Annotated in this window: 8 protein-coding genes; 2 read left to right on the top strand and 6 right to left on the bottom strand. The window is 61.9% G+C overall.

What is annotated here, in order from left to right:
- Window positions 1-76: 76 nt before the first annotated feature.
- Window positions 77-1,471 carry a selenium-binding family protein gene (locus AWB76_RS16140; RefSeq protein WP_061161311.1) on the top strand — a complete coding sequence of 465 codons (1,395 nt, stop codon included), beginning with the start codon at window positions 77-79 and terminating at the stop codon, window positions 1,469-1,471.
- A 20-nt stretch (window positions 1,472-1,491) separates the two neighbouring features.
- Entirely contained in the window at window positions 1,492-2,115 is a 624-nt protein-coding gene (locus AWB76_RS16135) for a hypothetical protein (protein WP_061161150.1), read from the top strand.
- 75 nt (window positions 2,116-2,190) lie between these two features.
- Here the strand turns inward: AWB76_RS16135 and AWB76_RS16130 are convergent, their stop codons facing one another.
- From AWB76_RS16130 to pcaF, 6 genes are all read right to left on the bottom strand, one after another.
- On the bottom strand, window positions 2,191-3,687 hold the full coding sequence (locus tag AWB76_RS16130) for an efflux transporter outer membrane subunit (RefSeq protein ID WP_061161149.1): 1,497 nt from the start codon (window positions 3,685-3,687) through the stop codon (window positions 2,191-2,193).
- Entirely contained in the window at window positions 3,687-4,895 is a 1,209-nt protein-coding gene (locus tag AWB76_RS16125) for an efflux RND transporter periplasmic adaptor subunit (protein WP_061161148.1), read from the bottom strand. Before AWB76_RS16125 ends, AWB76_RS16130 begins: the two co-directional genes overlap by 1 nt.
- A gap of 27 nt (window positions 4,896-4,922) precedes the next feature.
- Window positions 4,923-8,111 carry an efflux RND transporter permease subunit gene (locus tag AWB76_RS16120; protein WP_061161147.1) on the bottom strand — a complete coding sequence of 1,063 codons (3,189 nt, stop codon included), beginning with the start codon at window positions 8,109-8,111 and terminating at the stop codon, window positions 4,923-4,925.
- Window positions 8,112-8,365: 254 nt separating this feature from the next.
- The gene (gene paaK, locus AWB76_RS16115) at window positions 8,366-9,706 is read right to left on the bottom strand and encodes a phenylacetate--CoA ligase PaaK (protein WP_061161146.1); all 1,341 of its coding nucleotides are present in this window, start codon (window positions 9,704-9,706) and stop codon (window positions 8,366-8,368) included.
- Window positions 9,707-9,739: 33 nt separating this feature from the next.
- Window positions 9,740-11,254: a 3-hydroxyacyl-CoA dehydrogenase gene (locus AWB76_RS16110; protein WP_061161145.1), complete on the bottom strand. Its 1,515-nt coding sequence runs from the start codon at window positions 11,252-11,254 to the stop codon at window positions 9,740-9,742.
- Between the two features lie 12 nt (window positions 11,255-11,266).
- Complete coding sequence (gene pcaF / locus AWB76_RS16105; protein ID WP_061161144.1) at window positions 11,267-12,469, bottom strand: 3-oxoadipyl-CoA thiolase; 1,203 nt, start codon at window positions 12,467-12,469, stop codon at window positions 11,267-11,269.
- Window positions 12,470-12,712: the final 243 nt, after the last annotated feature.

Genomic DNA, 12,712 nt, shown 5'->3' with positions numbered 1-12,712 from the left:
AAGCGTGACGTGTCCCCATGTCCTATAGTGCTTGAGCACGCGTGCTTTGCATGACCGAGACAACTGGGAGATGCAGATGGCGACATGGAAACCCGATCCGAGCTTCTATCCTTCCCCGCGGCTTGCCGCGAAAGCGCCGCGCGAAACGCTGGCGTATGTCGCGACCTTCGATCCCGAGCGCAAGTCGCCCGACAAGATCGCCGTAGTCGATGTCGATCCGGATTCGCCGGACTATACGGAGATCGTCGGCGAAATCGCGATGCCCGACACCGGCGACGAGCTGCATCACTTCGGCTGGAACGCCTGCTCGTCGTGCCTGTGCCCGAACGCGCCGCATCCGCATATGGAGCGGCGTTATCTCGTCGTGCCGGGGCTGCGCTCGTCGCGCATTCATATCATCGACACGAAGCCCGATCCGAAGAAGCCTGTCATCGTAAAGACGATCGAGCCGGAAGAACTCGCGGAAAAAACCGGCTATACGCGTCCGCACACGGTGCACTGCGGACCGGGCGGCATCTATATCACCGCGCTCGGCAACGCCGAAGGCAAAGCGCCCGGCGGCGTGCTGCTGCTCGATCAGCAGAGCTTCGATCCGCTCGGCCGATGGGAAGTGGATCGCGGACCGCAACAACTCGCGTATGACGGCTGGTGGCATCTCGGTTACGACACGATGGTCACGAGCGAATGGGGCACGCCCGATACCTTCGAGAGCGGCCTCGTGCCCGATCTGCTGCTCGGCGCGAAGTACGGGCGCAAGCTGCATTTCTGGGACTTCACGAAGCGCAAGCACATTCAGGAGATCGATTTCGGCGACGAATATCAGCTCGTCTTCGAACTGCGTCCCGCGCACGATCCGACCAAGGCGTATGGCTTCGTGAATTGCGTGATCAGTCTGAAGGATCTGTCGTCGTCGATCTGGACCTGGTATCGCGACAAGGACAAATGGGCGGTGAAAAAGATCATCGACATTCCCGCCGAACCCGCCGATGCCGACGCGCTGCCGCCGTTATTGAAGGGCTTCAATGCGGTGCCGCCGCTCGTCTCGGATATCGATCTGTCGATGGACGACCGCTTTCTCTACGTGTCGTGCTGGGGCACCGGCGACATGCTGCAATACGACGTCTCCGATCCCTTCGCGCCGAAGCTGACGGGCAAGGTGCGCATCGGCGGCGTGGTCGCGCGCGCGACGCATCCGGGATCCTCGAACGGCGCGCTGAACGGCGGCCCGCAGATGGTCGAAGTGAGCCGCGACGGACGCCGCGTCTACTTCACGAATTCGCTGTACGGCGCGGTCGATGCGCAGTTCTATCCCGAAGGCATCGACGGCTGGATGGTGAAGCTCGACGCCGATCCGAACGGCGGCCTCACCGTCGACGACAAGTTTTTTATCGACTGGCCCAAGGGGCATCGGCCACATCAGATCCGGCTGCAAGGCGGCGATTGCTCGTCGGATTCGTACTGCTATCCCTGAATCGCCGCGAGCCGCTTCGCATGGACGCCGCATCGCCCGCGCTCCTCTTCACCGCCGCGGGCCTCGGCGCGTTTCACGGCCTCAATCCCGCGATGGGATGGCTCTTCGCGGTCGCGCTCGGCCTTTATGCGCGAAGCCGCCGCGTCGCGCTCGTGTCGCTCGTGCCGATCGCGCTGGGGCACGCGGCATCGGTCGCGCTCGTGCTCGCGGGCGCGCTGACGCTCGGCGCGGCGATCGGCCATGACATGCTCGCGCGGGCTTGCGGGGCGCTGCTGATCGGCTGGGGCGTGTGGAGCGTGTGGCGCGGGCATCGGGGACGCCCGACCGTCGGCATGCGCACCGGCCTTGCGGGTCTCGCGCTGTGGTCTTTCGTGATGTCGAGCGCGCACGGCGCGGGATTGATGCTCGTGCCGGCGCTGTTGCCGTTGTGCACGGGCGCGGTCGCAAACCAGGCGTTCGAAGCCAGCGCGCTCGCGCTGATCGTCCACACCGGGGCGATGCTCGCCGTGATCGCGGCAATTTCCATGTTCGCGATGTCGCTGCAGGAGCGCGGCGGCCTCGGCTTTCTGCGCAGCGGCTGGATCAACGTCGACTGGCTCTGGAGCGCGGCGCTGATCGCCTGCGGCGTGTATCTGTTCGTCTGATGTCGATGCGGCTCGGTGGACATTGCATTTTGCATGCGTGATACCCGATGGCATTTTGCATGCATCGCGCAAAATTCAATCTCGCCGCGAGACTTCCTCCGTGCTCGGCAACTGGGCCGTGGTCCAACCTCCGCCCAGCGCTTTCACGAGCGCGACGCTCGCCGCCATGCGCCGCCGCTCGATGCGTACCGCCGTGCGCTGATCAGACAGCACGATCGCCTGCGTCACCACGACGCTCAGATATGTGATCGCCCCGTTCTCGTAGCGATTGCTCACCTTGCCGAGCGCGCGCTGGGCGGCATCGACGGCATCGCGCTGTGCTTCGCTTTCGCGGCGCAGCACGTCCAGCGCGTTGAGGTTGTCTTCCACTTGCCCGAACGCGGTCAGCACCGTCTGCCGATAGTCGGCGACGTTTTCATCGTAGGCAGCGCGCGCGGCATCGCGAGCCGCCGCGCGACCGCCGAAATCCAGCACCGTCAATGCGAGCTGCGGCCCGAGCGACCAGAAACGGCTCGGCGCTTCGAGCCACGACGAGAAGTGCGTTGCTTCGAGACCACCCGTCGCGGCGAGCAACAGGTTCGGGAAAAACGCCGCCGTCGCCACACCGACTCGCGCATTCGCCTCGGCGACGCGCCGCTCGGCCGCCGCGATATCCGGCCGACGTTCGAGCAACGCGGACGGTACGTTGAGCGGCAACGCCGCGAGCGCCGCGGACGGCTGCGGCGAGTGCGCTTCGTTGAGCGGCGCGACATCGAGCGTGAAACTCGACGGATTCTCGCCGACGAGAATCGCGATCGCATTGACGAGGCTCGCGCGCGTGGTCTCGAGATCGATCAATTGCGCCTGCGTCGCGCGCAACTGCTCTTCCGCCTGCGCGACGTCCGATTCCGCCGCGACGCCGCCCGCAAAACGATCGCGCGTAAGCGCGAGCGCTTTTTCATAGGCTTGCAGCGTCGCCTGCAACAGCCGTTCTTCCTCCACGGTGCCGCGCAGATCGAAGTAGTTCGTCGCGAGTTCGGTCTGCATCGAAAGGATTGCGCTTTGCAAATCCGCTGCGCTCGCCTGCGCTTCCGCGCGACCGCCTTCCACGGCGCGCGAGATGCGGCCCCACAGATCAGGCTCCCACGAGATTTGCGCATCGATCAGATAGTCGGGCACGGTCACGCCCGCGCTCGATTTGTACAGCACGTTCGACGACACGCGCGACTGATTGAACGCCGCGTTCGCGGTGACGGTCGGGAAGTACGCGGAACGCGCCTGCGCGGCCGCCGCACGCGCGCCACGAAAACGCGCGGCGGCAGCGGCCACCGTCTGATTCGCGGTGGCGACGCGTTCTTCGAGCGCGTTCAGTTGCGGATCGCCATAGACTTCCCACCACGGCGCGCGCGGCTTCGCGTCGGCAGGCTGCGCGGGCTTCCAGTCTTGCGATGCCGACGCGGGCGCATCGGGCGGCATCTGCGATTTATACGCCACGGGCACCGGGATTTCGGGCCGGACGTAATCGGGTCCGACGGTGCAACCGCCCAATGCGGATATCGTTAGTAGTCCGGCCGATATAACCGAGGCGCGCATCACGACTCGCTTCCTTCGGACTTCGCCGCCCCGCCGCTCGCCCCTTCGCTCGCGCCTGCACGGCCGATACGCACCGCCGCGCCATCGATGATCGAATCGGGCGGATTGACGATCACGCGTTCGTCGCCCTTCAATCCGGACACGATGGACACACGCGTGCCATAGTCCGTCCCGATCGTGATAGGCAAGAGCTTCACGCGATTGTTCGCATCGACGCTCGCGGCATGCACGCCGTCGGGACGGAACAGCAGTGCGTTGCCCGGCAGCGTGTACGAAGGATTCGCGCTCGTGAGACGAAAGCGCACTTGCGCATACGCGCCCGCAAGCAATTCTCCCGCTGGATTCTGCACATCGACTTCGACGCGCATCGTGCGTGCAACGGGATCGACCGCGCCCGCCGTGCGCACCGTGACGCCTTCGAACGCGCGATTACGCTCCTCGTTGAGCAGCAACTCCGCGGGCAAGCCGACCGTGATCATCCGCGCATACGCTTGCGGCACATCGACGAACACGCGCAATGTCGACGCATCCTGGATATGAAAAAGCTCACGGCCCGCCGCGCCGCTGCCCGCATCGATCAGCTGGCCGACATCGGTGTTGCGCGCGGTGACGACGCCATCGAACGGTGCATAGATCTTCTGGAACGACACGAGTTGTTCGAGCCGCGATACGTTCGCCTGCGCTGCATTGAGCGCCGCTTCCTTCGCGAGCATGTCGCCGTTCTTTTCATCGGTTTCCTGACGCGACACCGAATTGTTCTTCAGCATCTGCGCCCATCGATCCGACGTCGTCTTTGCAAGCAGATAGTTCGCGCGCGCCGTTTGCGCATCCGCGCGCGCCTGACGAAGCTGATCGTTGATCTCGGGTGCATCGATCTCCGCGAGCAACTGGCCTTTCTTCACCTTCGTGCCGATATCCACGGTCCAGCGCTTCAGATAGCCATTGGTACGCGCGAAGATCTGCGCATCGGAGAACGCGCGGATATCGCCCGCGAGCACGAGGTCCTGCGAGGCCTTCATGCGCGCCGGCTTGATGACCTCGACGGTCTGTAGGCCATGCTCGTTCGCATCCCGCTCGAGTTCCGCGTGCGCCGCATGTCGCGACCCTATCCCTTGCGCGATGAGCGCGATCACGACCACGAGCGCGATCACGAGCCATAAGCGCCCTCGCCGCTTGTTGCCCGATCGTTGCGACAACTGCTCTTCCATTCTTGCTCCGCCTGCTGTTCGATTGTTTTATTGCGCCGCTTCCGTGGCGGCCGCGCTCGGACCTTTGCCGCGTGCTTCCATACGTCGATAGATGATCGAGAACACGACCGGCACGAAGAACAACGTCGCGATGGTGCCGACCATCAAGCCGCCGATTACCGCGCGTCCGAGCGGCGCGTTCTGCTCGCCGCCTTCGCCGAGACCGATCGCCATCGGCACCATGCCGATCATCATCGCGAGCGCGGTCATCAACACTGGCCTGAAACGCGTATAGCCCGCTTCGAGCGCGGAGCGTACCGCATCGCCATGCTCGGCGAGCGCCGTCCGCGCGAAGCTCACTACGAGAATGCTGTTCGCCGTCGCGATGCCGATACACATGATCGCGCCTGTCAATGCGGGAATCGACAGAGTGGTATGCGTCAGGAACAACATCCACACGATGCCCGCGAGCGCGCCCGGCAATGCAGTGATGATGATGAACGGATCGATCCACGACTGAAAATTCACGACGATCAACAGGTACACGAGCACGACCGCGAGAATGAGGTCGAACGCGAGACCGGAGAACGATCCGTTCATCGTTTCGACCTGGCCGCGCATATCGATCGACGAGCCTTTGGGCAGTTCGCCACGCGCTTCGTCGATGATGCGCTGCACGTCGTCCGACACCGCACCGAGATCGCGGCGTTCCGTGGCCGCATAGAGATTGATGGTGGTCTGCGCGTTGTAGTGATAGACGACTGCATCGCGCGCGCTGCGCGACAACGACGCGAGCGCGCCGAGAATGTTCGTCTTGCCGCTCGCCGATGTCACCGGAATGTTCGCCACGGATTGCAGCGAGTTCATGTCGTACTGCGGTGCGGTCGTGATGACGTTGTAGCTCACACCGTTCACGGGATTGAGCCAGAACGTGGGCGTCGTCTGCTGACTGCCCGATAGCGTGATGAGCAGGTTGTTCGCGACATCGCGCTGCGTGAAACCTGCTTGCAGCGCTTTCGTGCGATCGACTTCGACGTTGATCGAAGGCAGGTCGGAGGGCTGCTGAATGCGCGCATCGACGAGACCCGGCACGCGGCGGATCTTCTCCAGCATGCGATTCGCGAGCGCACGATTGCCGCGCACATCGCGTCCGGTAATGGCGATATCGATTGGCGCGGGCACGCCGAAATTGAGGATCTGACTCACGATATCCGCGGGCAGAAACGAGAACGTCACACCGGGAAACTCCTGCGGCAAGCGCCTTCGCAATTCGTGGATATAACCTTCGGTCGGCGCGTGATCTTCGTTCAGGCTGATGAGCACATCGGCATCGGCGGAACTCACCGTGCCCGTGTTGCTATACGAGAGATTGATGCCCGATACAGGCAGCCCCATGTTGTCGATGATCGAGCGAATCTCGCTGCGCGGAATCAATTGCCTGATGCGTGCATCGACGCGATCCGTGAGCGCCGCTGTTTCCTCGATACGTGTGCCGGTTTTCGCGCGCATATGCAGCGCGATCACGCCCGAATCGATCGACGGAAAGAAGTCGCGTCCGAGAAACGGTGCAAGACCGAGCGACAACAAACAGCACAGCAGAAACAGTGCAGCGAAGCGTCCCGGATGCTCGAGCTGCGCTTCGAGAAAGCGTCGATAGCGATGACGCACGGATTCGAAATGACGCTCGAACGCGAGGTGAATACGCACGAACGGATTGCGCGAGCCTTGCATCGATTCGACATCGCCGCCCATGTGTTCGTGATGACGCAACAGATACTTCGCAAGCGTGGGGATCAGCGTGCGCGAGAAGAAGTACGACGCGAGCATGGCGAACACGACGGCTTCGGCCATCGGCACGAAGAGGTAATGCGCGACGCCTTTGAGCAGGAACATCGGGATAAACACGATACAGATCGAGAGCGTCGACACGAGCGTCGGCACCGCAATCTGCTGTGCGCCATCCAGAATGGCCTGCTCCAGTTGCTTCCCCTGCTCCAGATTCTGGCTGATGTTTTCGATCGCGACTGTCGCGTCGTCGACGAGAATACCGACCGCGAGCGCAAGACCGCCGAGCGTCATGATATTGATCGTCTGTCCGATCGCGGAGAGCGCGACGATCGACGTCAACATCGAGAGCGGTATCGAGATCGCGATGATGAGCGTCGCACGCCAGCTTCCCAGAAACAGCAGGACCATCAGCGCAGTCAGGCCCGCTGCGATCACCGCTTCGCGCAACACGCCTGATACCGATGCACGCACGAACAACGATTGATCCGCCACGGGCTCGATCTTCAGCGACTCGGGCACCATGCCGCGCAACGTCGGCAAGAGGTTCTTCACGCGCGCGACGATATCGAGCGTCGATGCATTGCCGCTCTTGTTGATCGTAAGTAAGGAAGCGCGCGTGCCGTCCACGCGCACGATATTCGTCTGCGGCTGAAAGCCATCGCGCACATGCGCGACATCCTTGATATAGATGGTGCCGGCGGGACCGGTGCGTATCGGTATGTCGTTGAGGCCTTCGATCGAAGACGGGCTTGCGTTCAGCCCGACCGAATATTCCGTCGAGCCGATCTTGGTCGTGCCAGTCGGCAGAATAAGATTCTGTGCGCTGATTGCATTGACGACATCGGTGGGCGCGAGGTTCTTCGCCTGCAATTTGCGCGAGTCGATATCGACCATGATCTGACGTTGCTTGCCGCCATAAGGCAATGGCACGGAAGCGCCCTGCACGGTCGCGAGCTGCGTCTTCAAAAAGCTATTGCCGAAGTCGTACAGCTGCTGCTCAGTAAGTTCCGCCGATGACAACGCGAGCCGCAGAATCGGCACTGTTGATGCATTGAAGCGCAAGATGTTCGGCGGCGTGATGCCTGGCGGCAATGAACGCAATTGCGTTTGCGAGAGCGCGGTGATCTCGGCGATGGCTTCGTCGACATTCGCGCCCGGCTGAAAGTAGATGCGGATCACTGCTATGCCCGGCAGCGATTCTGACTCGATATGCTCGATATCATTCACCGCCACCGATAAGCCGCGCTCATAGTTGAGCGTGATGCGTCGCTCCATTTGATCGGGTGGCAAACCCGTGTATGACCAGATGACGCTGACAACCGGAATATCGATGTTGGGAAAGATATCGGTCGGCGTGCGCAGAATGACGAGCGGACCGATGATCAGCAAGAGCAGCGACAGGACGATGAATGTGTACGGGCGCTTGAGCGCGAGTCTGACAATCCACATCTAAGTTCCGCCTGCCCCGTTCGTTGTTCGTTATCGAATGCTTTGCCAATACTCACCGACTGCTGCACAAATGCGTTCGATACGATGACACAACTAAAGCTTACAAAACAATTTGCGCAAACGCTTGCGAGGGTTTATGCGGAAGGATTTCTACAGAAGAATTTAACGACCGCACCGGGAATGGAACGCGCACCCCAATTGGTGGGAAGTGAATTGCGCCCCGCAGAACACGGGGCGCTTGACGAAGCGGAAAGTTATACCGTTGCGGGACGCAAGTCGAGCACGCGCTTTGCCTTGCCGGTGGCGGTCGTCGGCAGTTCACCGGAGTCGAGCACGCGCACTTGCGTCGATACACCGACCATCGTCTTCACGCGATGCTGAAGCTCGCGCGAGAGCCCGGCGCGGTCGCCTTCGTTCAACGTCGAGCACACTTCGGCGCGCGCTTCGACGGAAACCGACAGCGAATCCATGTGACCTTCGCGCGACACGCACAACTGATACTGGCCGCTCAGACGCGGAATCGCGAGAATCAATTCCTCGATCTGGCTCGGGAAGACGTTCACGCCGCGAATGATGAGCATGTCGTCCGAGCGGCCGGTGATCTTCGCGAGACGGCGCATCGAGCGCGCGCTCGGCGGCAGCAGCGACGTGAGATCGCGCGTGCGATAGCGGATCATCGGCATCGCTTCCTTCGTGAGCGACGTGAACACGAGTTCACCCGTGCTGCCCTCAGGAAGGACTTCGCCCGTCACCGGATCGATGATCTCCGGATAGAAATGATCTTCCCAGATCGTCGGACCGTCTTTCGTTTCGATGCATTCACATGCCACGCCCGGGCCCATGATTTCCGAAAGCCCGTAGATATCGAGCGCCTGAATGCCCGCGCGCGTTTCGATCTCGCTGCGCAATCCCTGGCTCCAGGGCTCGGCCCCGAAGATGCCGATCTTGAGCGATGTGTTTGCCGGGTCCATGCCCTGGCGCGTCATTTCATCGAGCAGATTCAGCATGTACGACGGCGTCACGAGAATGATCTTCGGCTCGAAGTCGCGGATCAGTTGCACTTGCTTCTCCGTCTGACCGCCCGACATCGGCACGACCATACAGCCCAGACGTTCCGCGCCGTAGTGAATGCCCAGACCGCCTGTGAAAAGGCCATAACCGAATGCGTTGTGCAGTGTGTCGCCCTTGCGGCCGCCCGCGGCACGAATCGAACGCGCGGTGACGTTGGCCCATGTATCGATGTCCTTCGCGGTGTAGCCGACTACTGTCGGCTTGCCCGTCGTGCCGCTCGATGCATGCACACGCACGACCTGATCGCGCGGCACGGCAAATAGCCCGAAGGGATAGTTGTCGCGTAGATCCGTTTTGGTGGTGGTCGGAAAACGCGCGAGATCGGACAGCTCGCGCAAGTCGTCGGGATGCACGCCCGCTGCATCGAATGCGCCGCGATAGTGCGCCACGTTTTCATAAGCGTGGCGCAATGTCCACTTCAGGCGTTCGAGTTGCAGCGCCTGAAGCTCGTCCCGGCTCGCGCGCTCGATCGGTTCCAGTTCGCTTTGCTGTGCAATGGATCGGACCACGGTTGTCTCCTGCATGATTGCTCGATGAATGAATGACGCGAATTCGTTTCAGTGAAAGCGCTGGCCCGAATAACGAAGAGCCGGGATAAGCGGCGATGCGCGATAACGGTCTTCGCCGTAGTGCGCTGCGAGATGAATCAGAACATCATGAATGCGCTCGATGCCGAGGCGTTCGCCCCACGCGAGCGGGCCGAGCGGATAGTTCACGCCCTTCTCCATTGCGAGGTCGAGATCGGCGCTCGTGCAAACGCCTTGATTCACAGCGTCCGCCGCTTCGTTGACGAGCATCGCGACAGTGCGCATCACGGCCATGCCGGCGATATCGTTCAATGGCACCACTGCATAGGCGGCTTGCGTCAGTGCGCCCGCTGCGGCCGCGTAAGCATCGACGGTGCATTGACGCGCACGCGTGAGTGCAACGCTTCGCGCGTTCGCGTAGTCGAGTGCAAGATCGACGAGCACGATGTTATCGATGCCGAGCGCATGCGCGCGTTCGGTTGCGGTGCGGCCATCGGTGAGAAAGAGATATGCATCGTCGATCTGCGCGATGAGACCGGGCATCTCGTTGCGGCTGTTGCCCACTTCAGCGATACGCGCCTGCAGAGCCTCATATAACGGCACCCTTTGACCGAGGACGATCTTCGAGGGCGTGCGCATATTCGTTTCGATGCGCGCAGCGGGCTTCTCGGCATCGGCTGCATAGTCATAGAAGCCACGACCCGTCTTGCGACCGAGGAAGCCCGCGTTGACCAGTTCCTGCTGAATCAGCGAAGGCGTGAAGCGCGGATCGTTGAAGTACGCGTTGAAAACCGATTGCGTCACCGCAAAATTCACGTCGTGGCCGATCAGATCCATGAGCTCGAACGGGCCCATTCTGAAACCGCCAGAATCGCGCATGACTATGTCGATGGAAGCCGCATCGGCGCCCTGCTCGTTCAGCAAGCGCAAGCCTTCGGCATAGAAAGGGCGCGCGACGCGATTGACGATAAAGCCCGGCGTCGACTTCGCATGGACCGGCTTTTTGCCCCATGCAGCGGATGTGTCATACACCGCTCGCGCAACGGCATCGGATGTCGCGAGTCCACGCACAACTTCGACAAGCACCATCAGCGGTGCCGGATTGAAGAAGTGCATGCCGACCACGCGCGACGGATACTTCATCGGTGCCGCGATTGCCGTAATCGAAATGGACGACGTGTTGGTCGCGAGTATGCACTCCGAACTCACGATACCTTCGAGCTCGCTGAAAAGCGCGCGCTTGACGTCGAGGCGCTCGGCGATGGCTTCGACAACGAGCGACGCCGTGCGCATGTCAGCGAGACTCGTGATAATGCGCACGCGGTCGATGGCTCGCTGCCCTGCGGACTCATCGAGTTTCTTTTTCTCGATCAGGCGCTGCACGTTCGCTGCAATCCCGCTGCGCGCCTTGTCGAGCGCTTTCGCGTCGAGGTCGTAAAGCAGAACGGTATGTCCCGCGAGCGCGGCGACTTGCGCAATGCCCGCGCCCATCGCGCCCGCGCCTATCACGCCGACGATCGCCGATGTCTGAATGGCCTGTGTCATGTCGCAAGCCTCTCAGACGCGTTCGATCGCAATCGCGATGCCTTGTCCCACACCGATGCACATCGTGCACAGTGCATAGCGGCCATTGCGACGCTCGAGTTCGTAAATGGCGGTCGTGACGAGACGCGCGCCGGATGCGCCGAGCGGATGACCGAGCGCAATGGCGCCGCCATTCGGGTTCACGCGCGGATCGTCTTCGGCGAGACCGAGTTGACGAAGCACCGCAATGCCTTGCGATGCGAAGGCTTCGTTGAGTTCGATGACGTCGAACTGCTCCAGCGTGAGTCCCGTGCGTGCGAGGAGCTTCTTCGTCGCGGGCGCGGGACCGATGCCCATGATGCGCGGCTCGACACCCGCGGTCGCCATGCCGATGATGCGCGCGCGAGGCGTGAGTCCGTTGCGCTTCGCAGCGTCCTCGTTCGCGATGATGAGCGCGCATGCGCCATCGTTCACACCCGATGCATTGCCTGCGGTCACACTGCCGTCCGGGCGCACGACGCCCTTCAGCTTCGCGAGCGTTTCGAGCGAAGTCTCGCGCGGATGTTCGTCATGCTCGATCGCGATCGATTCGCCCTTCTTTTGCGGCACGTTCACCGCGACGATTTCGTGTGCGAGCGTGCCGTCGGCCTGCGCACGCGCCGCACGCTGCTGGCTACGCAGCGCGAAGCGGTCTTGTGCATCGCGCGAGATGCCGAAATCGACGGCGACGTTCTCCGCGGTCTCGGGCATCGAATCGACACCGTAACGCTCGCGCATCGCACGATTGATGAAACGCCAGCCGATGGTCGTATCGAAGATATCGGCGGAACGAGAAAACGCGCTCGATGCCTTGCCCATCACGAACGGCGCGCGCGTCATGCTCTCGACGCCACCGGCGAGATACAACGAGCCATCGCCCGCTTTGATCGCGCGCGCGGCGCTGCCGACCGCATCCATGCCCGATCCACACAGGCGGTTGATCGTCGAGCCGGGCACGTCGATGGGCAAGCCCGCCAGCAGGCTCGACATGCGCGCCACGTTGCGATTGTCCTCGCCTGCCTGATTCGCGCAGCCGTAGATCACGTCGTCGACCTGCGCCCAGTCCACCGATGCATTGCGCTTCATGAGCGCAGTGATCGGCACGGCGCCGAGGTCGTCGGCACGGACGTCCTTGAAAACGCCGCCGTAACGGCCGATGGGCGTACGAATCGCATCGCAGATAAAGGCTTCAGTCATGACAAGTCTCGATATGGATAATGATCGATCACAACGAAGACGCGCAATGTTTGGATTGCTAACGACTTCGCAATGGAATCGCGTTGGTATCGTTTTGGAATTGCTTCGGCTTCACGCACATCATTGCGATGCGCGTCTTTCGTGATTTTGAGGACGGCGCTGCGCCGTGCTTTAACGCTCGTCGAAACTCACCACCACCCGCTCGCTCACCGGATGACACTGGCAAGTCAGCACGAAACCTTC

Origin of the sequence: Caballeronia temeraria (genome assembly GCF_001544795.2) — a bacterium.
Lineage (GTDB): Bacteria > Pseudomonadota > Gammaproteobacteria > Burkholderiales > Burkholderiaceae > Caballeronia > Caballeronia temeraria.
Note: the sequence above shows the minus strand (reverse complement) of the source record. Positions and strands in the feature narration are given on the sequence as shown.

What these genes read in the sequence shown, in the direction of transcription:
- paaK (WP_061161146.1), bottom strand. Translation starts at nt 9,706, where the DNA reads ATGCAGGAGACAACCGTGGTCCGATCCATTGCACAGCAAAGCGAACTG.
- AWB76_RS16130 (WP_061161149.1), bottom strand. Translation starts at nt 3,687, where the DNA reads ATGCGCGCCTCGGTTATATCGGCCGGACTACTAACGATATCCGCATTG.
- AWB76_RS16110 (WP_061161145.1), bottom strand. Translation starts at nt 11,254, where the DNA reads ATGACACAGGCCATTCAGACATCGGCGATCGTCGGCGTGATAGGCGCG.
- AWB76_RS16140 (WP_061161311.1), top strand. Translation starts at nt 77, where the DNA reads ATGGCGACATGGAAACCCGATCCGAGCTTCTATCCTTCCCCGCGGCTT.
- AWB76_RS16125 (WP_061161148.1), bottom strand. Translation starts at nt 4,895, where the DNA reads ATGGAAGAGCAGTTGTCGCAACGATCGGGCAACAAGCGGCGAGGGCGC.
- pcaF (WP_061161144.1), bottom strand. Translation starts at nt 12,469, where the DNA reads ATGACTGAAGCCTTTATCTGCGATGCGATTCGTACGCCCATCGGCCGT.
- AWB76_RS16120 (WP_061161147.1), bottom strand. Translation starts at nt 8,111, where the DNA reads ATGTGGATTGTCAGACTCGCGCTCAAGCGCCCGTACACATTCATCGTC.
- AWB76_RS16135 (WP_061161150.1), top strand. Translation starts at nt 1,492, where the DNA reads ATGGACGCCGCATCGCCCGCGCTCCTCTTCACCGCCGCGGGCCTCGGC.